Annotated in this window: 17 protein-coding genes and 2 tRNA genes; 16 read left to right on the top strand and 3 right to left on the bottom strand. The window is 66.8% G+C overall.

Going from position 1 to position 19,067, the window contains the following annotated elements:
- Positions 1-31 precede the first annotated feature (31 nt).
- Genes VVR85_RS07790 through VVR85_RS07760 form a run of 7 tightly spaced genes read left to right on the top strand, consistent with a single transcriptional unit; the run spans position 32 to position 7,687 of the window.
- On the top strand, positions 32-1,654 hold the full coding sequence (locus VVR85_RS07790) for a TIGR04028 family ABC transporter substrate-binding protein (protein ID WP_409338192.1): 1,623 nt from the start codon (positions 32-34) through the stop codon (positions 1,652-1,654).
- Complete coding sequence (locus VVR85_RS07785) at positions 1,654-2,625, top strand: ABC transporter permease (RefSeq protein ID WP_368520364.1); 972 nt, start codon at positions 1,654-1,656, stop codon at positions 2,623-2,625. Before VVR85_RS07790 ends, VVR85_RS07785 begins: the two co-directional genes overlap by 1 nt.
- Positions 2,618-3,424 (top strand): ABC transporter permease, encoded by an 807-nt coding sequence (locus VVR85_RS07780; protein ID WP_368520363.1) that lies wholly within the window; start codon positions 2,618-2,620, stop codon positions 3,422-3,424. The genes VVR85_RS07785 and VVR85_RS07780 overlap by 8 nt, the downstream gene beginning before the upstream one ends.
- 19 nt (positions 3,425-3,443) lie before the next feature.
- Positions 3,444-5,036 (top strand): dipeptide ABC transporter ATP-binding protein, encoded by a 1,593-nt coding sequence (locus tag VVR85_RS07775; protein ID WP_368520362.1) that lies wholly within the window; start codon positions 3,444-3,446, stop codon positions 5,034-5,036.
- 54 nt (positions 5,037-5,090) lie between these two features.
- A complete protein-coding gene (locus VVR85_RS07770) occupies positions 5,091-6,281 on the top strand; it encodes an alkylhydroperoxidase domain protein (protein WP_368520361.1) in 1,191 nt (396 codons plus the stop codon).
- A 19-nt stretch (positions 6,282-6,300) separates the two neighbouring features.
- A complete protein-coding gene (locus VVR85_RS07765) occupies positions 6,301-6,960 on the top strand; it encodes an SDR family oxidoreductase (protein WP_368520360.1) in 660 nt (219 codons plus the stop codon).
- A 49-nt stretch (positions 6,961-7,009) separates the two neighbouring features.
- Positions 7,010-7,687, top strand: coding sequence for a GntR family transcriptional regulator (locus tag VVR85_RS07760; RefSeq protein ID WP_368520359.1), 678 nt, complete (start codon positions 7,010-7,012; stop codon positions 7,685-7,687).
- Positions 7,688-7,712: 25 nt separating this feature from the next.
- Here the strand turns inward: VVR85_RS07760 and VVR85_RS07755 are convergent, their stop codons facing one another.
- Together VVR85_RS07755 and pepN are read right to left on the bottom strand one after the other, a co-directional pair.
- Positions 7,713-9,098 (bottom strand): anaerobic C4-dicarboxylate transporter, encoded by a 1,386-nt coding sequence (locus VVR85_RS07755; protein WP_368520358.1) that lies wholly within the window; start codon positions 9,096-9,098, stop codon positions 7,713-7,715.
- A 160-nt stretch (positions 9,099-9,258) separates the two neighbouring features.
- Entirely contained in the window at positions 9,259-11,766 is a 2,508-nt protein-coding gene (gene pepN / locus VVR85_RS07750) for an aminopeptidase N (RefSeq protein ID WP_368520357.1), read from the bottom strand.
- A gap of 124 nt (positions 11,767-11,890) precedes the next feature.
- Here pepN and VVR85_RS07745 point away from each other — a divergent pair, with 124 nt between their 5' ends.
- Positions 11,891-12,508 (top strand): disulfide bond formation protein DsbA, encoded by a 618-nt coding sequence (locus VVR85_RS07745; protein ID WP_368520356.1) that lies wholly within the window; start codon positions 11,891-11,893, stop codon positions 12,506-12,508.
- A gap of 22 nt (positions 12,509-12,530) precedes the next feature.
- A complete protein-coding gene (locus tag VVR85_RS07740; protein WP_368520355.1) occupies positions 12,531-13,004 on the top strand; it encodes a ribose-5-phosphate isomerase in 474 nt (157 codons plus the stop codon).
- A 91-nt stretch (positions 13,005-13,095) separates the two neighbouring features.
- Here the strand turns inward: VVR85_RS07740 and VVR85_RS07735 are convergent, their stop codons facing one another.
- Positions 13,096-13,899: a DUF1542 domain-containing protein gene (locus VVR85_RS07735; protein ID WP_368520354.1), complete on the bottom strand. Its 804-nt coding sequence runs from the start codon at positions 13,897-13,899 to the stop codon at positions 13,096-13,098.
- 215 nt (positions 13,900-14,114) lie between these two features.
- Between VVR85_RS07735 and VVR85_RS07730 the strand changes: the two genes are divergently transcribed.
- The 7 genes from VVR85_RS07730 (at position 14,115) to VVR85_RS07700 (ending at position 18,892) form a co-directional block, all read left to right on the top strand.
- Positions 14,115-14,189, top strand: a tRNA-Gly gene (locus VVR85_RS07730).
- A 107-nt stretch (positions 14,190-14,296) separates the two neighbouring features.
- A complete protein-coding gene (locus VVR85_RS07725; protein WP_368520353.1) occupies positions 14,297-14,902 on the top strand; it encodes a CadD family cadmium resistance transporter in 606 nt (201 codons plus the stop codon).
- Positions 14,903-14,930: 28 nt separating this feature from the next.
- Positions 14,931-15,764 carry an aldo/keto reductase gene (locus tag VVR85_RS07720; RefSeq protein ID WP_368520352.1) on the top strand — a complete coding sequence of 278 codons (834 nt, stop codon included), beginning with the start codon at positions 14,931-14,933 and terminating at the stop codon, positions 15,762-15,764.
- 143 nt (positions 15,765-15,907) lie between these two features.
- Positions 15,908-15,981 (top strand) — tRNA-Pro (locus VVR85_RS07715).
- A 105-nt stretch (positions 15,982-16,086) separates the two neighbouring features.
- Positions 16,087-17,442, top strand: coding sequence for a trigger factor (tig, locus tag VVR85_RS07710; protein WP_368520351.1), 1,356 nt, complete (start codon positions 16,087-16,089; stop codon positions 17,440-17,442).
- Between the two features lie 182 nt (positions 17,443-17,624).
- A complete protein-coding gene (locus tag VVR85_RS07705) occupies positions 17,625-18,224 on the top strand; it encodes an ATP-dependent Clp protease proteolytic subunit (protein ID WP_070769070.1) in 600 nt (199 codons plus the stop codon).
- 44 nt (positions 18,225-18,268) lie between these two features.
- A complete protein-coding gene (locus VVR85_RS07700; protein WP_368520350.1) occupies positions 18,269-18,892 on the top strand; it encodes an ATP-dependent Clp protease proteolytic subunit in 624 nt (207 codons plus the stop codon).
- Positions 18,893-19,067 lie beyond the last annotated feature (175 nt).

The raw sequence follows: 19,067 nt of genomic DNA, 5'->3' as shown, positions 1-19,067 counted from the left end.
GTTGAACTAAACCCGAAGAAGCATCATCACCGTGAAACTACTCAGAACCCTCACCAGTCTAGTCGCCTCGGCAGCGCTGGCCGCGGGGTGCACCACCGCGCCGGATGGGGAAGGCGGCAGCTCCGACAACGTCCTGACGTACCTGGAGCCGCAGTTCTTCCGCACGCTCTACCCGCCGGCCGCCGGCTTCTACCCGAACGGCGGCGTGGTCAACCAGATCACCGACCGGCTGCTCTACCAGGACCCGGAAACCCTGGAGCTTTCTCCCTGGATCGCCACGGAGCTGCCCGAGGTTAACGAGGACGCCACCGAATACACCTTTAATATCCGCACGGACGTGACCTATTCCGACGGATCCCCGCTGACGGCGGAGAACGTCGTGGCGAATTTCGACCTCTACGGGCTGGGCGACAGCGACCGCACGCTGACCGCCTCAGAGCAGATCTCCAACTACGAGCGCGGCGAGGTCATCGACGAAGACACCGTGCGTTTCCACTTCTCCGCCCCCTCGCCGGGCTTTTTGCAGGCCACCGCCTCGTACAACTCCGGCCTGCTGTCCGATGAGTCGCTCAAGCTGGACAACGAGGGCTTCGGCCCCGGTAACGCGCGCAACGTCATCGGCTCGGGCCCCTTCGTCGTCGAGCACGAGGAGATCGGCACCGACCTGGTGCTCAAGACCCGCGAAGACTACGACTGGGCGCCGCCTCAGGCGCGCCACCAGGGCCGGGCCGCCATCGATGGCGTCCACTACATCCTGGCCGCCGAGGAATCCGTGCGCACGGGCGCGGTGCTGTCCGGCCAGGCGGATATCGCCCGCCAGATTTCGGCGCCGCAGGAAAGCCTGCTGGAATCCCGCGGGGTGAATATCGTCACCCGCGGCACCAACTCGATGAACAACCAGCTGGCCTTCCGCTTCGACCACCCGCTGCTGCGCGACCAGCGGGTGCGCGAGGCGATTATCCACGGCATCGATAGGCAGGAAATCCTGCGCGTGCTCTTCTCCGACTCCTACCCGCTGGCGACCTCCACCGTGGCCGAAACGGGGCTGGGCTACAAGGACCAGGGCGACGCCTATGCCTACGACCCGGAGGCCGCGCGCGAGCTGCTGGCAGAAGCCGGTTGGGAACCGGGCCCGGACGGCATCCGGGAAAAGGACGGCAAGCGCCTGGTGCTGCGCTCGAACACGGCGCTGCCGCAGCCGCGCTCCAAGGAGGTCATGACGATGATTCAGGACCAGCTGGGGGGGCTCGGCATCGGCGTGGAGATTAACGCCGGCGACCAGGCCACGCAGAACGCGGACGCCAAGGACATCGACAAGGTGCAGCTGTACCACTCCATGGTCGCGCGCGCCGACTACGACGCGATTACGTCCTTCTACAGCATCAACAACCGCGACGCCTTCCTCAACCAGGATTCCGCCGGCGAGCCCATCGACGCCCACCTGGAGCAGCTGCTCGACCGCGTCGTCTCCGTCACCGGCACCCAGGAGCGCGAGCAGGCGGTCCAGGAAGCCCAGGATTACATCACGGAGAAGGCCTACGCGCTGCCGCTGTTCGAGGAGCCGCAGGTTTACGCGGTCGCCGAGGGAGTGGAAGGTTTCCGGCCGGAGGCGGTCGCCCGCCCCTGGTTCTACGAGGTGGAGGAGATTAACTAATGACCGGAAAGCAGATTTTGGCCCGTCTCGGGCAGGCAGTGCTGGTGCTGCTGATTACCTACACGGTCGCGTTCTTCCTGCTGTCCGCGCTGCCGTCCGACGCCGTGCAGTCCCGCTTCGGCGACCCGGCGCTGGGCCTGTCGCAGGCCGAGATTGACGAGATCCGGGACTCGATGGGCATCGATAAGCCCCTGTGGGTCCAGTTCTTTACCTCGCTGGGCGGGTTCCTGGTCGGCGAGTTCGGCAACTCCACCGAGTCCGGCGCGCCGGTGGCCACGCTTATTGCGGACGCGCTGCCGCACACGCTGGCGCTGGCGGCCTCGGCGATCGTGGTCTCTGTCATCGTCGCCCTGCTGGTCGCTTTCGCCGCGACGCTGCCGGGCCTGGGTTGGATCGGCTCCTTCTTCCGCGGGCTTCCCTCCCTGCTGGTCTCGCTGCCGGGCTTCTGGGTCGGCATCCTGCTCATCCAGGTTTTCTCCTTCCAGCTGGGCTGGGTGCGGGTGATTGAGCCGGGCAGCATCGAGGGGCTCATCCTGCCCACGCTGACGCTGGCGGTGCCGATCTCCGCGCCGCTGACGCAGGTGCTCATCCGCTCCATCGAGCAGACGCAGGGGCAGCCCTTTGTCAACGCGGTGCGCGCCCGCGGCGCCTCGGAGTCCTGGATCTTCTGGCGCAACGTGCTGCGCAACTCCTTGCTCCCGGCGCTGACGATGGCCGGCCTGCTCTTCGGCGAGCTCGTCGGCGGCGCCGTGGTCACCGAGACCGTCTTCGGCCGCACCGGTCTGGGGCAGATGACCGCCCAGGCCGTGGCCAACCGAGACACCCCGGTGCTGATGGCGGTAGTGGTGATCGCCGCGGCCGCCTACGTCATTATCAACCTGGTCGTGGACCTGTTGTACCCGGTCCTGGACGTCCGCCTGCGGGGCCAGAAGGCCCCGGCCCGGGTGGCAGGAAGGAAGACCCATGTCTAAGCCCCGCAATCCCTGGACCCGCCCGACGTCGATCGTGGCGATTGTCGTCCTAGTCATCGCCGCGCTCGCGGCGCTGTGGCCCGGCCTGCTGGCGAGCTCGGACCCGTACGCGGGCACCGACGTCGCCCTGCTGCCGCCGAGTTCCGAGCACTGGTTCGGCACCGACGCCGTCGGCCGCGACCTGTATGCCCGCGTCGTCTACGCCGCCCGCCAGTCCCTGGTCGGCGCCTTCATCGCCGTGGCCGTCGGCTTGGTGGTCGGCACGATCATCGGCGTGCTCGCCGGCAGCCTGCGCGGCTGGGTGGACACGGTCCTGATGCGCGTGGTCGACGTGCTGCTGTCCATCCCGGGCATCCTGCTGTCGCTGTCCATCATCATCGTGCTGGGCTTCGGCTCCGTCCAGGCGGCCGTGGCCGTCGGTGTCACCAGCATCGCGGCGTTCGCGCGCCTGGCTCGCTCCCAGGTCATCAGCGTGGCCGGGGCGGACTACGTCGAGGCCGCCTACGGCTCGGGCGCGCGCCCGCTGCAGGTAATGGTGCGCCACATCCTGCCCAACTCCCTGACCCCCGTGGTGGCCCTGGCGACCCTGCAGTTCGGCTCCGCCATCCTGCAGCTGTCCATCCTGGGCTTTCTGGGCTACGGCGCCCCGCCGCCCACGCCGGAGTGGGGGCTCATCATCGCCGAGGGCCGCGACTTCATGGCCACGGCCTGGTGGCTGATTGTCATCCCGGGCTTGGCGATTGTCGCCGTCGTCATGGCCGCCAACCATCTCTCCCGCAACATCCGGGCGCAGGCTTAAACCACAAGGAGCAGAACTCGTGTCACTGTTAACTGTTACTGACTTGAACGTCTCCTACGACGGCTCCCCGGCGGTCCAGGGCGTGAACCTGGAGGTGGAACCGGGCCAGATGACCGCCATCGTCGGCGAATCCGGCTCGGGCAAGTCCACCTCGGCGCTAGCCATCCTGGGCCTGCTGCCGGACAACGCGGCCGTCGATGCCGGCTCCGTGACCTTCCAGGGCCGCGACCTGACCGGGCTGAGCCGCAAGCAATGGCGCAGCATCCGCGGCGCCCACATTGGGCTGGTGCCGCAGGACCCCAACAACTCCCTGAACCCGCTGAAGACCATCGGCGCCGCGGTGGAAGAGGGGATGGAAATCCATGGCCGCGCTGATCGGCGCGCGCGGGCGCTGGAGCTGCTGGAGCGGGTCGGCATCGATGACCCGGAGCGCCGCTACCACCAGTACCCGCACGAGCTGTCCGGCGGCATGAAGCAGCGCGTGCTCATCGCCGCGGCGGTGGCGCTGGAGCCGGAGCTTATCATCGCCGACGAGCCCACCAGCGCCCTCGACGTGACGGTGCAGAAGACGATCCTGGACCTGCTGGACGACATGCGCGCAGAGCTCGGCCTGGGCCTGCTGTTTATCACGCACGACCTGGCCGTGGCCGGCGACCGCGCGGACCAGATCGTGGTCATGGAGGCCGGCCAGGTCCGCGAGTCCGGCCTGGCAGCCACCGTGCTCACCGACCCGCAACACCCGTATTCCAAGCGCTTGCTCGCCGATGCCCCCTCCCTGACCGCAGCTGATTTCACCCGGCAGCAGGCCTCCCCGGTCGCGGCCGGGGAGGAGCCGCTGCTGCGGGTCGACGGCCTGGTGCAGCGCTTCGGCGATTTCACCGCCGTCGACGGGGTCAGCTTCGAGGTCGCCAAGGGTACGACCCACGCGCTGGTGGGGGAGTCGGGCTCGGGCAAGACCACCACCGGCCGGTCGGTGGCGATGTTCAACCAGCCGACCGCGGGCAGCATCCGGCTGGGCGGGACCGAGCTGACCGAGCTGGATGCGGCCGGCCGGCGGGAAGCCCGCCGCCAGGTCCAGCTGGTCTACCAGAACCCGTATAGCTCGCTGGATCCGCGGCGGACCATCGCAGATACCATCGCTGAGCCCCTCGTGAACTTCCGGGGGATGAAGCGGGCGCGGGCGCGCGAGGCCGCGCGCGAGTTCATGGAGCTGGTCGCCCTGGACCCGGACATGGGCCAGCGCCTGCCCGCGCGCCTGTCCGGCGGGCAGCGCCAGCGCGTGGCGATCGCGCGCGCCATGATCATCGAGCCAGAGCTGGTCGTCCTGGACGAGGCGGTCTCCGCCCTGGACGTGACCGTCCAGTCGCAGATCCTGCGCCTGCTCGACGACCTGCAGCAGGAGCTGGGGCTGACCTATATCTTCATCTCCCACGACCTGGCCGTGGTCAACCAGGTCAGCGATACCGTCAGCGTGCTGGGATCCGGCCAGCAGGTCGAATACGGCCCGACCGCCCAGGTCTTTACCAACCCGCAGGCGGATCTCACCCGCCGGCTCATCGAGGCCATCCCCGGCTCCCGCTACCGGGGCGGCGACCTAAACTTGGGCCTGTAAGCGCAAAACGAAGCGAAGCAGCAGCAAGAAGAAGCGAAGAACAGAGGAGAAATAATGACCGATATCATCGACGAGCTGGCGCAGACCAGCACCCAGGTGGGCCAGCTGCGCAACGCCCGCCCGGCGGCCCGCGAGAACGCCCAGCTGAGCTTCGAGGCCCTGCTGGAGCCGGCGGAGGCCGGCGAGTTTAGCCAGGCCGAGCGCTACGCCGTGGCGGCCTTCGTGGCCGGGATTACGCAGGCCGGCCGCCCGGCGGAGTTCTACTTGGACCTGCTCGGCGACGAGGACGAGGAGCTTCTCGCCCTGGTCAAGGAGGCCATCGCGGCCGGACAGCACCGCGGTCCTTACGCGGGCGGGGGCCATAGCACCTTCGCAGGCCTGGGCGAGCGTCTGGGCGCGGCCTTCGACTTCGCGCATCTGTTGGTCTTCCACCCGAAGGACGCGGATCCGGCGGCCATCGGCCACCTGGACGCCAGCGGGTGGGGGCCGACCGGCATGGTCAGCCTGGCGCAGCTGATTAGCTTTTTGGCTTTCCAGCTGCGCGTGGTGCGCGGCATCGCGGTGCTCAGCGGCGAGGAGCCGGCCGCGCCGGGGGCCGTGGCCGATACCCCGCAGGAGCGACCCGACTGGGAGGTCACCGGCGGGGTGGAGACCCCCGAGGTGGTCCACCCGGGCCGCTTTGTCAACCACGCGCTGGGCTGGAAGCCCTGGGTGCCGGGGCTGAGCAAGGAAAACTTCACCGAGGAGCAGCGCGAGGCACTGATCAAGCCGGAGCGCATCGAGCAGCCCTACTTCCGCCTGCTGGCCCGCGACCCCGCCGCGCTGAAGGCCCGCACCCTGACGGACCTGGACATCTTCTACAACACCGACGGCGGGCTGGGCCGCGCGGAGCGCGAGCTGGCCGCCACGGTGGTCTCGCGCCTGAACGGCTGCGAGTACTGCGCGTCGGTGCACCAGCAGCGCTACGTTGACGAGGGCGGCGACCGGGAGACCATCGACCGGCTCCTCGACGACGGCGTCGACGTCGACCTGGGGCGGGCGGACTGGGCCGCCATCCGCGACGCCGCGGTGGCCATCAGCCGGACCCCGCTCGAATTCGGCGCCGAGCACGTCGACGCGCTGCGGAAGGCGGGCCTGGACGACCAGGCGGTCCTGGACGTTATCTACTCCTCGTCCTTCTTTAACTGGGCGAACCGCCTGATGCTGACCCTGGGCACCCCGGACGTGCCCCGGCGCTTCCGCTAGAGCGCCTAGACTGGCCGGCATGACTATCCAAGAACAGACCAAGACCGCAGTCGTTACCGGCGCCACCGGCGGGATGGGCCGCGAGATCGTAGCGGACCTGTCCCGCGATCACCACGTCGTGGTCATCGGCCGCAACGCCGAGCGCCTGGCGGAGCTGGAAGGCCCCGGCGTGTCCTGCGTGCGCGCGGACCTGACCGAGGACTTTGACCTGCCGGAGTTGGACCGCGTTGACGTGCTGGTCCACGCCGCTGCGATTGCGCAGCGGCGCTCGGTGGCATCGGCCAGCCGGGAGGACTGGGAAGGCCACCTGTCCATCAACGTGGTGGCCCCGGCCATGCTGACCCAGCGCCTCCTGCCGGCGCTCAACCGCGCCGGCGGTACCGTGGTGTTTATCAACTCCGGCGCCGGCCGTGGCGGCTTCGGCGACAACGTGGTCTACGCGGCCACCAAGCACGCGCTCTACGCCCTGGCCGACGGGCTGCGCAAGTCCGAGCACGGCATCCGGGTAAGCACCGTCGCGCCGGGGCCCACCGATACCGAGATGCTGCAGGGGCTGACCGACTACAACCGCGACGAGGTCATCGCCCCGGTGGAGGTAGCCCGCGCTATCCGCGCCGTCGTCGATGCCGGCCCGACCACGCAGCTGACCGAAATTCAGGTGCGCCCGCGCGTGGAATAGGCCGCGTGGGTCGAACAACTCGGGCAGATTCATGCGCTAAACTTAATCTGTGACTAACCAGCCCAGTTCTAAACCGGCGTACCTGGCTATCGCGGATGCTCTGCGGGGGCGTATCGAGCGCGCCGAGCTGCGACCCGGCGATCGTTTTCCCACCGAGCGCGCGCTCGTGCACGAATTCAACGTCGCGCGCATGACGGTGCGCCACGCCCTGGACATCCTCCAGCTGGAGGGGCTCATCGATCGCCGCCGCGGCCGCACCGGCGGCACCTTCGTGCGCACCACGGCGCCGGTGGTGGATTTGAGCCGCGTCCAGGACCTGGGCGCGCAGCTGAGTAACGACGAAAACGAGCTCGTCATTGACGAGATCGAGGAATCTCACGTGCAGGTGCCGCCGGCCGTGGCCGAACAGCTAGCGATTGCGGAGACCGAGCGGGTGTGGTCGGTCAAAAGGCTGCACACCGTCGACGGGACGCCGGCGCTGTATTCCCACCATTTCGTGCCGGCGTCAGATCTGCAGGCCCACTGGGCCGGGCGGGAGCCGGCCAGTTACCGGCAGTCCTTGGAGCCGGCTCTGCCGAACGCGGTGGAACAAAAGGCGCTGCGGCTGTCGCGCACCACGCCGATTTTGCGGGTGCAGCGCTGCGCACTCGACGCCGCCGGCCGCCCCCTTGACTTCACAGAGATGGCGTTGCGCGGCGACGTCGCGGAGCTGCACCTAGATTTATAGGGCCGGGCGCTGGCCCGCGCAGGGGCTAGAGGAGCACCTGCGCCAGCAGGGAACCGACCACACACGAGGTCAGCACGGAGATGGCACCCGGGATAATGAACGAGTGGTTGATGACGAACTTGCCGATCCGGGTTGTGCCGGTGCGGTCGAAGCCGATGCAGGCCAGGTCCGACGGGTAGGTCGGCAGGATGAAGTAGCCGTAAGCCGCGCCGTAGAAGCCGACGATGACGGCCGGGTCGATGCCCAGCTGCAGGCCGATGGGGGCGATGGCGACCAGGGCCGCGCCCTGGGAGTTGACCAGCTTCGAGACGATAATCAGCACGACGGCGTAGGCCCACGGGGCTTGGGCGACGACGTCGCCGAGGCCGGCCTCCAGGGCATCGATGTGCGCCTGGAAGAAGGTGTCCGCCATCCAGGCCACACCGAAGACAGAGAAGACCGCGGTCATACCGGCGTTGAAGACCGGGGTGCTGGCAATCTTTTTGTGGTCGACCTTGCAGCTCACCAGGATGACGGCGCCGGCGACCAGCATGACCATCTGGATGACCAGGTTCATCGACACCGGCGAAAGCTCGCCGTCCTCGCCCGGGACGAGCGGGCGCAGGAATTCGAAGGCACCGAGGAAGACCACGCAGACGATGGCAACCAGGAAGATCACCACGGAGCGCTTGGCTTCCTTGGGGAATTCCACGCCGATGAGCGAGTGGCTGGAGTTCTTGATGGACTCCGCGAACTCGGGGTCCTTCATGCGCTCCTGGAAGACCGGATCCTTGTCCAGGTCCTTGCCGCGGCGCAGGGACCACAGGGCGGCCAGGAGGACGCCGGACAGGGAGGCCGGGATGGCGACCATGAGGATCTGCGGGATGGAGTAGGCCTGGTCGATGACGCCGGCGTGCTCAGCCAAGATGGAGGCCAGCGAGACGGTAGCGACCGAGACCGGCGAGGCGGTAATACCCATCTGGGCCGAGGTGGAGGCCACGGCCATGGGGCGCTCCGGGCGGATGCCCTTCTTCAAGGCGATGTCCTCGATGATGGGGAACATCGTGTAGACGACGTGGCCGGTACCGCAGAGCACGGTGAGGAACCACGTGGTGAGGGGAGCGAGAATGGTGATGCGCTCCGGGTGGGCGCGCAGGATCTTCTCGGCGAATTGCATCATGACTTCAAGGCCGCGCGCCTGTTGGAGGGTTGCGGCGCAGCCGATGACTGCGATGATGGTCAGCATCACCGATACCGGCGGCTCGCCCGGGGCCAGTCCGAAGACGAAGACCATAAGTAGCAGGCCGATACCGGAAATCAGGCCCAGGCCGAGCCCGCCGTAGCGGGTACCCAGCACCAGGGCAACAAGGATAATGACCACTTGCAGCACGATCGCCAGGACGGAGTCCGGGGCGAGGACAGTGGCTAACATCGAGGTGCCTTTCCACTAATAACAAACAAGGGGGACAGTAAAAATATTATCGAAGCGGACACAATCGGACATAATGAAAGCGGCGGGCTAATAATCACAGCTCGCCGCTTAGTAGTTTCGGGACCAAATCTGCTAAAATCCCAGCGTAACGCCCATACTGTTAGCTGGCGTCCACCGCCCGGTTGCGTACGGCGCGGGCGGTGCGGTCACGCTGTTCGGTGACCACGCGGCGCAGCCCGGTGGGCAGATCGCGGCGCAGGAATTCCTCGGCGCGATCCACGGTGTCCTGGCTGACGTCCCAGGACGGGAAGAGGCCGGTGACCGTCGCCAGGGCGATTTCGTGGGACTGGCCATCCCAGATCTTCTCCGCCACCTCGAAGTAGTCCTCGCTGGGCAGGTTGGCTTCCGCGCCGGGGAAGACCAGGCCGGCCAGCTTCGAGCCGGTGTCGCGGTTGCCCAGCTGGCCGTCGACGAGCTCGCGCCAGACCGCCTGCTTGTTCTCCGGGGTGTTGACGGCGGCGCGGGCCTTGAGGGAGGCCTGGTAGCCGGTGGCGGAGTTGTCGCGCTCGAGCTCGGCATCGATGAGCTGGCCCGCGTCCTCACCGGCGCCGTCGGCGACCAGGGCGGCCAGGGCACGCCAGCGCATGCCGTTGTCCTCGGACGTTTCCATAACCTCGCGGAAGTAGTCACGGGAGGCCTCGGTCAGCGGCAGGGTGCCCAGGGCCTTGGCGAAGACCAGGCGGCGCTGTTCATCGTCGCTGCGGGCGCCGGCGACCAGGGCATCGGCCAGCAGGGACGAGTCCTTGGCCCAGGCGGGATCGGCGTAGCTCAGCTGGGCCTGCACGGCCTGGGTGAGGATGCGCTCGAGGACCGACAGCTCGGTCTCGGCGGCCGCGCCGCGGGCGACCAGGGCGATGAAGTCGCGGGCGCGCTTGCTGCCCGCGCGGGTCATCTCCCAGGCGGCGGACCAGCACAGCGTGCGCGCCATTGGATCGGCGATCTTGTCGATGTGGTCCACCACGAAATCGCGGGAGGCCGGGTCCAGATCCTGCAGGGCGTAGGTCAGATCGTCGTCGTTGACCAGGACCAGATCCGCGGCCGGGGCGCCGACCAGTTCGGCGACGTCGGTGCTGGCGCCGTCGATGTCCAGCTCGACGCGCTGGTAGCGGGTGACCTTCTCGCCGTCCAGCCGGTAGAGCCCCACGGCCACGCGGTGGGTGCGCAAGGTATCCCCGGTCTGCTCGACGGCGAAGTCGGTGTAGGCGCCGTCGGCGACGTTAAAGCGGGCCTTGAGCGAGTTCACGCCGGTGGTCTTGAGCCACTGCTGGGCCCAGAAGGAAAGATCGCGGCCGGAGGCCTCGGTCAGGTGGCGCAGGAGATCGTCGAAGGTGGCGTTGCCCCAGGCGTGCGCCGAGAAGTGGCGGCGCACCCCGGCGAAGAAGTTCTCCCGGCCGACGTAGGCCTGCAGCTGCTTAAGCACGCTGGCGCCCTTGGCGTAGGTAATCCCGTCGAAGTTCTGCTCGACGGTCTCGATGTCCGAGGCGTCCGTGGAGATGGGGTGCGTGGTGGGCAGCTGGTCCTGCTGGTAGGCCCAGGCCTTTTCCACGTTGGCGAAGGTCACCCAGGCCGTGTCGTACTGGGTCTGCTCCGCCTGGGAGATGGCCGCGGACCAGGTGGCGAAGGATTCGTTGAGCCACAGGTCGTTCCACCACTGCATGGTCACCAGGTCGCCGAACCACATGTGGGCCAGCTCGTGGAGGATGGTGTCCGCGCGGCGCTCGTACATGTAGTGGGTGGCCTGGGAGGCGAAGACGTACTCGTCGCGGATGGTCACGCAGCCGGCGTTTTCCATGGCGCCGGCGTTGAACTCCGGCACGAAGACCTGGTCGTACTTGCCGTAGCGGTAGGCGAAGCCGAAGTTGCGGTGGTAGAAGTCGAAGCCCTGCTTGGTCTCGGTGAACAGGCGCTCGTGGTCCAGGTGCTCGGCCAGGGACTGGCGGCAGTACAGGCCGAGCGGGACCTCGAGGTCCTGGGCGGGCTGGCCCTCCGGGTGGGCGGTAAGCTGCCCGCGCCAGGTGTCGGTGAATTCGACGTACGGACCAGCGCATACGGCGATGAGGTAGGTCGACAGTGGGTAGTCCAGGTGGCAGCTAAAAGTGTTGCCGCGCTGGGAGGCCGGCCCGTTGGTGATAACCCGCCAGCCCTCCGGCACGGCGAAGGATAGGTCGTAGGTCGCCTTCAGGTCGGGCTGATCGAAGCAGGCGAAGACCCGCTTGGCGTCGGCGGTCTCGAACTGGGTGTACAGGTAGGGCTGGTCGTCGGCTGGGTCGACGAAGCGGTGCAGGCCCTCGCCGGTGCGGGAATAGGGGATGCGCGCGGTGACCTCGACGGTGTAATCGGCGACCTGCAGGCCGGACAGCGGGATGCCGTACTCCGGCTCGTAGGCGGCGGTCGGCAGGGGAGCCCCGCTCAGCCGCACGTCCAGGATTTCCTCGGCGCGCAGATCGAGGAAGGTGCTGCCCGGGCGCAGGCACGAAAAGTCCACGCGGGTGGTGGAGATGAAGTGCGTGTCCGACTGCGTCAGGTCCAAAGCGACGTCGTAATGGTTGACTCGCAGCATCTGCGAGCGATGCTGGGCCTCGTCGCGAGTCAGGTTTGTCGAGGTCATAGCTGTTTTACCTCCTAGGTGGTGAATTTTAGGCTACGGTCCAGCCTAGCCGTCGCCTAGGCTGGGGCGCGCGGAATCCCCATAACCACTACAACAGCCTCTAGAAATTAGGAGAAAAACGATCATGACTCAGCAGGTGAAGTTCTGGTTCGACGTCTCGTGCCCGTTCGCTTGGGCCACCTCGCGGTGGATCAAGGAGGCCGAGAAGGTCCGTGACATCGAGGTCACCTTCGTGCCGATGTCCCTGTCCGTGCTCAACGAGGGCCGCGACCTGGACCCGGCCTACATGGAGGCCATGGAAGCCAACTGGGGTCCGGCCCGCGTCTTCGCCCGCGTGGCCACCCAGGAGCCGGCCAAGGTCGACGAGCTCTACACCGCGATGGGCACGCTGGTCCACGTCGACGGCAACGCCGGCAAGAAGGGCTACGGCGCTTACGACGAGATCATCGCCCAGGCCCTGGACCAGGCCGGCCTGGACGCGGCTTACGCCGAGGTAGCCAACACCACCGACGCCGACGCGGAGCTGAAGCGCTTCCACCAGGAGGGCATCGACTCGGTCGGCGAGGACGTCGGCACCCCGGTGGTCAAGCTGGGCGAGACCGCCTTCTTCGGCCCGGTCATCACCCGCATCCCGCGCGGGGAGGAGGCCGGCGAGCTTTTCGATGCCGCCGTGAAGCTCGCCGAGTTCCCCTATTTCTTCGAACTCAAGCGCACCCGCACCGAGATGCCGGCGGCCGAGTAGGCCCGGCGGTAGGATAAAGATTATGCGCGTATACCTAGGAGCAGATCACGCAGGTTTTGAGACCAAAAACCTGATTGCACAGCACTTGTCCGACGCCGGCCACGAGGTCATCGACTGCGGCGCCCACACCTTCGACCCGGAGGATGACTACCCGGCGTTTTGCATCGAGGCGGCCCAGCGCACGGTCAACGATCCGGGTTCTTCGGGGATCGTGCTGGGCGGCTCCGGCAACGGCGAGCAGATCGCGGCCAACAAGGTCGAGGGCGCGCGCTGCGCCCTGGCGTGGTCGGAAGAGACCGCGCGCCTGGCCCGTGAGCACAACAACGCCCAGCTCATCGGCATCGGCGGCCGCATGCACACCCCGGAGCAGGCCCTGGCCATCGTGGACGCCTTCTTGGATCAGGAATGGTCGGGCGCGGAGCGCCACCAGCGCCGGATCGACATCCTGGCCGACTACGAGCGCACCGGCATCGCCCCGGAGGTCCCGGAGGACTAGGCAACTAGAGTCACCCAGCCAGACAAAAGGCGCCGGGGAGAAGAACTTCAGTGGTTCTTTCTCCCCGGCGCCTTTGAGCGGACGCTCCGGCTTAGAAGTCGAAGTCGAAGCCGTCGCCGCCGAGCAGGCCGCCGTCGAAGATGCCGCCGTCGAACAGGCCACCGCCGTCGCCGCCCATATCGCCAGCATCCCCCATGTCGTCGCCGTCGTCCATATCGCCGGCATCCCCCATGTCGCCGCCGTCGCTGAAGTCGCCCGCTGCGGCCTCCTCGCCGGAGTAGCCGACGCCGGCCATACCGGCGAACATGGCGTTAAACATCATGGAATAGCCCATCATCCACACGCCGGTAGCCATGGCGTCGGCCCACCACGGGCGGGAGTACCAGCCGGCCGGGACCGGGCGGCCGGCCACGGTGCCGCCGGGGTAGTAGTTCGGGGTCTCGTCGGACGCGTACGGGGAGGCGGTGATCTCCTGACCGCCGGCGTCGACCGTGCGGCGCTCGGTGACCTTGCCGGCCTTGCGCTGGCCCTCCAGCGGCGGCAGCTCCGGGCCCGGATCCATGCCCATGATTTCGCGCGCCGCGTTGACGTAGTGCAGGCCCTCCAGCGCGGACTCGCGGGCCAGCTGCGCCTGCTTGGTGGTATTCGCCCGGGAGATGGCGGAATTGGCCGCGGTGAAACGCTCCGAAGCATCCGCCATCGCCTGCTGGGAGGCCTTGTCGGTGCCGGACAGGCTCATCACCTGGCCGCCCAGGCGCTCAATCCAGCGCCGCGCCTCAGCCTGGGCGTCTTCTAATTGCTGCTGCTGGCGCTGCTCGGCCTTTTTCTTGTTGTTGCTGCTGGCCCACCAGGCCACGCCGCCGCCGACCACGATAAGAAGGATGAGCAAATCCATGTCTTAAAAGTTCACTTCCCGATAATCGAGGGTTGTCTCCCGCACCCGGCGGGCCGAGGCCCCGGCGCGGGGTACTTCTCTGGGTACTTACTAGGTTAAACGCCAGCCTATCCCGAAAAGTTCCCTCCCGTTAAGCTTCCGGAGCCGCCCGGGCGGTTTTGGGCGCGGCCCAAACCATGCGCTATTATTGTTCCCACGCCTTTAAACGGGGCAGTGGGAATGTCGTATAGTGGCTAATACCTCAGCCTTCCAAGCTGAAGACGCGGGTTCGATTCCCGTCATTCCCTCCACGCCAACGCCGGAGAAGACCGCACTGGAAAAATCCAGTAGCCTGGTCTCCGGCGTTTTTGATGTGCGGGCCCGAAGCCGAGCCCGCTGTGCTGGGAAGGGGAGTGCGGTGGAGACTATCGTGACCGCGGTCTTGGTGTTTATCTCGACCTCGATAGATTACCTCGTCGTGCTGACCATCCTGTTCGCCACGCAGGGTGCCCGCCACGGCCGGGCCATCTACGGCGGGCAGTACTTGGGCACCGGGATCCTGGTGGCGGCCAGCCTGGTCGCGGCGTCGTTGATGAACCTCATCCCGCACGACTGGATCATCGGCCTGCTGGGGCTTATCCCCATCGTGCTCGGCATCCGGGTGCTGCTGGTGGACGAGGACGTCGACGAGGAGGAGATCGCGGACAAGGTCCGCGGTAGCGGATCGAAGCTGGCCGCCTTCACCGCGCTGACCCTGGCGCTGGGCGGGGACAACCTGGGCGTCTACGTGCCCTACTTCAGCCGGACCAGCGGGGCGCAGATCCTCGTCATCCTGGCCGTCTTCGCGCTGGGGATCTTCCTGCTGTGCCAGCTGGCCCAGCGGCTGGCCGCCGTCCCGGCCATCGGGGAGACGGTGGAGAAATATGAGAAAGTCATCGTGCCCGTGGTCTTCATCGGGCTGGGCGTCTACCTGCTCATCGAGAACGGGACCGTCGACGTCCTCTGGGGCGCGCTGACGTCTTAAAAAGCGCGGTTTCAGTACAGTGGGGCGCATGAACGTACCAATGATTGAGCTCAACGACGGCAACCGCATCCCGCAGCTGGGCTACGGCGTCTTCCAGGTGGACCCGGACCAGACCGAGGAGCTGGTGGCCGAGGCACTGCGCCAGGGCATCCGGCACATCGACACCGCCGCCATCTACGGCAACGAAGAGGGCGTGGGCCGGGCGATTGCCGCCTCCGGCATCCCGCGAGACGAGCTGTTTATCACCACCAAGCTGTGGAACGACAGCCAGCTCAACGCCGAGGAGGCGTTGGATACCTCCCTGGGCAAGCTGGGGCTCGATTACGTCGATCTCTACCTGATCCACTGGCCGGTCCCGGCCGACGGCAACTACGTCGAGGCCTGGAAGCAGCTGATTGAGCTGCGCCAGGCGGGCAAGGCCAAGTCCATCGGCGTGTCCAACTTCTTGCCGGAGCACCTCGACCAGCTGGAGATGAACACGGACGTCACCCCGGCCGTCAACCAGATCGAGCTGCACCCGTACTTCCAGCAGTGGAAGGACATCGACGCCGCCCGGGCCCACGGCATCAAGGTCGAGGCCTGGGGCCCGCTGGGCCAGGGCAAGACCGATATCTTCGAGCAGCCGGAAATCACCGATCCGGCCGAGGCCCACGGCGTCAGCCCGGCCCAGGTGATTATCCGCTGGCACCTGCAGAACGGGACGATCGTCTTCCCGAAGACCGCCACCCCGGAGCGCATCCGCGAAAACTTCGATGTCCTCGGCTTCGAGCTCAGCGAGGACGAGATGGCCGGGATTACCTCGCTGGACCGCGGCGAGGAGGGCCGGGGCGGCGCGCACCCGGCAGAAATGGACGCGAAATAGCGGCTAGACGGCGCCGTCGCGCACCCGGAGCCTGCGGAAACCCGGCCAACCGGGACCCGAAGTTGGGCATTGCGTGGCGGCATCGGTAAGCTAAGGCGAGCAACGCCGGCGCGGGGGCTTCCGCGCTGGCAGGGCAAGCTATACGGGGCGTGGCGCAGCTTGGTAGCGCACCTGCTTTGGGAGCAGGGGGTCGCAGGTTCAAATCCTGTCGCCCCGACGTATAGGGGCCTGTCAGCCACCCTCATGCGAGGTGCTGCCGGGCCCCTTGTTTATACTCTGTACCAGAAATCCTTCTACCAATTGAGAGCCAGGAGAGTTACTCGTGAAGACTACCGTCGACAAGCTGAGCGACACCCGCGTTAAGCTCACCGTCAACGTCCCGTTCGCAGAGCTGGATAAAGAGATTGATCAGGCCTACGCCGCAATCGCCCAGCAGGTTGCCATCCCGGGCTTCCGTAAGGGCAAGGCGCCGCGCCAGCTTATCGATGCCCGCTTCGGCCGCGGCCCGATCCTAGAGCAGGTCGTCAACGACATGCTGCCGTCCCGCTACGAGCAGGCCGTCACCGAAAACGACCTGAAGGTCATCGGCCAGCCGGACGTGGATATCTCCAAGATCGAAGACAAGGACTTCGTGGAGTTCACCGCCGAGGTCGACGTCCGCCCGGAGATCGAGGTTCCGGATTTCTCCGAGCTGTCCGTCACCGTCCCGGCCCTTACCGTCGAGGACGCCGACGTGGACAAGGAGCTGGAGAACCTGCAGGAGCGCTTCGGTGAGCTCAAGGACACCAAGCGCAAGATGAAGACCGGCGACATCGCCGTCATCGACCTGACCGCTGAGGTCGACGGCAAGAAGATCGACGAGGCTTCCACCGAGGGTCTGAACTACCGTATCGGCGACGACGACCTCATCAAGGGTCTGGACACCGCCCTGCGCGGCCTGAAGACCGACGAGGACGCCGAGTTCACCGCCAAGCTGGAGTCCGGCGAGCACAAGGGCGAAGAGGCCACCATCAAGGTCCACGTCCAGCAGACCAAGGAGCGCAAGCTGCCGGCCCTGGACGACGAGTTCGCCCAGCTGGCCAGCGAGTTCGACACCATCGACGAGCTGCGTGAGGCCACCAAATCCCAGGTCGAGGAGCAGAAGAAGGCCCAGCAGGCCGGCAACATCCGCGACGAGGTCCTGAAGGCCGCCCTGGACAAGGTCTCCTTCGAGCTGCCGGAGTCCATCGTGGAAGAGCAGGCGCACGCCCAGCTGCACCAGGTCCTGGGCCAGCTGGCTCACGACGAGAAGGCGCTGGCACAGCTGCTCGAGGCGCAGGGCACCACCCGCGAGGAATTCGACGCTGACGCCCGCAAGTCCGCCGAGGAGTCCGTGCGCACCCAGCTGTTCCTGGACACCGTCGCCGAGCAGGAGCAGCCGGAGGTCTCCCAGCAGGAGCTGACCGACCACATCCTGTTCACCGCGCAGTCCTACGGCATGGACCCGAACCAGTTCGTCCAGCAGCTGCAGTCCAACGGCCAGATCGGCAACCTGTTCGCCGACGTCCGCCGTGGCAAGGCCCTGGCCGCCGCCATCTGCCGCGTTGACGTCAAGGACGAGGACGGCAACAAGGTCGACGTCGACCAGTACTTCGGCGAGATCGACGAAGACGAGGACGAGGCAACCGACTCCGAGTAAAGGCCTTGGCCCACCGCCCCTAGCGGGCGCGGTGGGACCGCCTAGCCCAGCTTCGGCTGGGCTTTTCGTCTGTCTGCGGCGGCTGCAACGCTGACAGCGAACACGTCCCACGGGAGGCGGGAAAGGCAGTATCGTGGGTCGTATTAAGACAAAGATCCGTCACCAAGGAGATTATGAATTCTATGTCTGACAGTATTCAGATGACCTCACCGGCACCGGGCATGAACCTGGGCGACAGCGTCTACGAGCGCCTGCTGCGCGAGCGCATCATCTTCCTGGGCACCCAGGTCGATGACGAGATTGCCAATAAGCTCTGCGCCCAGATCCTCCTGCTGTCTGCGGAGGACCCGACGCGCGATATTTCGCTCTACATTAACTCCCCGGGTGGCTCGGTGACCGCCGGCATGGCCATTTACGACACCATGAAGTACTCGCCGTGCGACGTCGCCACCTACGGCATGGGCCTGGCCGCCTCCATGGGCCAGTTCCTGCTCTCCGGCGGCACCAAGGGCAAGCGCTTCGCCCTGCCGCACGCCCGCATCATGATGCACCAGCCCTCCGCCGGCGTGGGCGGCACCGCCGCGGACATCGCCATCCAGGCCGAGCAGTTCGCCGCCACCAAGCGCGAGATGGCCGAGCTGATCGCTGAGCACACCGGCCAGACCTTCGAGCAGATTACGAAGGACTCGGACCGCGACCGCTGGTTCACCGCCGCGCAGGCGAAGGACTACGGCATCGTCGACCACGTCATCGAGACGGTCAACGGCCCCATCAGCAACTAGGTAGCACCCACCACTAAAGCTCAGAAGCAAGGAGAATTTTTAATATGACGCAATCGCAGATGCCTTCTTCCCGCTACGTGCTGCCGTCGTTCATCGAGCAGTCCGCGCAGGGGACCAAGGAGACCAACCCGTACTCGAAGCTCTTCGAGGAGCGCATCATCTTCCTGGGCACCCAGGTCGATGACACCTCCGCTAACGATGTCATGGCGCAGCTGCTGGTCCTGGAGGCCCAGGACCCGGACCGCGACATCACCATGTACATCAACTCGCCGGGCGGTTCTTTCACCGCGCTGATGGCTATTTACGACACCATGCGCTACGTGCGCCCCGACGTGCAGACCGTCTGCCTGGGCCAGGCGGCCTCCGCCGCCGCGGTCCTGCTGGCCGCCGGCGCACCGGGCAAGCGCGCCGCACTGCCGAACGCCCGCGTGCTGATCCACCAGCCCGCCACCCAGGGCACCCAGGGCCAGGTCTCCGACCTAGAGATCCAGGCCGCCGAGATCGAGCGCATGCGCAAGCTGATGGAAAACACGCTCGCCGAGCACACCGGCCGCACGGCTGAGCAGGTGCGCATCGACACCGACCGCGACAAGATCCTGACCGCTCAGGAAGCGAAGGAATACGGCATCATCGACCAGGTCTTTGAGTACCGCAAGCTGAACTCCTAAATTTAGGGGTAGTTCAGGCCCGTCTCCGGAATAGCATCCGGCGGCGGGCCTTTCGCATGGGGTAGTGGGGCAGCGGCTGCCCCCGTGCCGGGACGGTTACTACCCAAGCGAAAACTATTAATGATCCGCGAAGTTGCCTGCTCAGCCCCGGCGCCGCTGGCTGCAGCGGCCCGTC

Source organism: Corynebacterium sp. LK2590 (genome assembly GCF_040946105.1).
GTDB lineage: Bacteria > Actinomycetota > Actinomycetes > Mycobacteriales > Mycobacteriaceae > Corynebacterium.
This window is presented reverse-complemented; position numbering and strand designations above follow the sequence as displayed.

Excerpts from the sequence above, each read along its gene's own strand:
- VVR85_RS07700 (WP_368520350.1), top strand. The coding sequence starts at position 18,269 with ATGACGCAATCGCAGATGCCTTCTTCCCGCTACGTGCTGCCGTCGTTC.
- pepN (WP_368520357.1), bottom strand. The coding sequence starts at position 11,766 with ATGACCTCGACAAACCTGACTCGCGACGAGGCCCAGCATCGCTCGCAG.
- VVR85_RS07755 (WP_368520358.1), bottom strand. The coding sequence starts at position 9,098 with ATGTTAGCCACTGTCCTCGCCCCGGACTCCGTCCTGGCGATCGTGCTG.
- VVR85_RS07705 (WP_070769070.1), top strand. The coding sequence starts at position 17,625 with ATGTCTGACAGTATTCAGATGACCTCACCGGCACCGGGCATGAACCTG.
- VVR85_RS07740 (WP_368520355.1), top strand. The coding sequence starts at position 12,531 with ATGCGCGTATACCTAGGAGCAGATCACGCAGGTTTTGAGACCAAAAAC.
- VVR85_RS07770 (WP_368520361.1), top strand. The coding sequence starts at position 5,091 with ATGACCGATATCATCGACGAGCTGGCGCAGACCAGCACCCAGGTGGGC.
- VVR85_RS07765 (WP_368520360.1), top strand. The coding sequence starts at position 6,301 with ATGACTATCCAAGAACAGACCAAGACCGCAGTCGTTACCGGCGCCACC.
- VVR85_RS07785 (WP_368520364.1), top strand. The coding sequence starts at position 1,654 with ATGACCGGAAAGCAGATTTTGGCCCGTCTCGGGCAGGCAGTGCTGGTG.
- VVR85_RS07720 (WP_368520352.1), top strand. The coding sequence starts at position 14,931 with ATGAACGTACCAATGATTGAGCTCAACGACGGCAACCGCATCCCGCAG.
- VVR85_RS07780 (WP_368520363.1), top strand. The coding sequence starts at position 2,618 with ATGTCTAAGCCCCGCAATCCCTGGACCCGCCCGACGTCGATCGTGGCG.
- VVR85_RS07745 (WP_368520356.1), top strand. The coding sequence starts at position 11,891 with ATGACTCAGCAGGTGAAGTTCTGGTTCGACGTCTCGTGCCCGTTCGCT.
- VVR85_RS07735 (WP_368520354.1), bottom strand. The coding sequence starts at position 13,899 with ATGGATTTGCTCATCCTTCTTATCGTGGTCGGCGGCGGCGTGGCCTGG.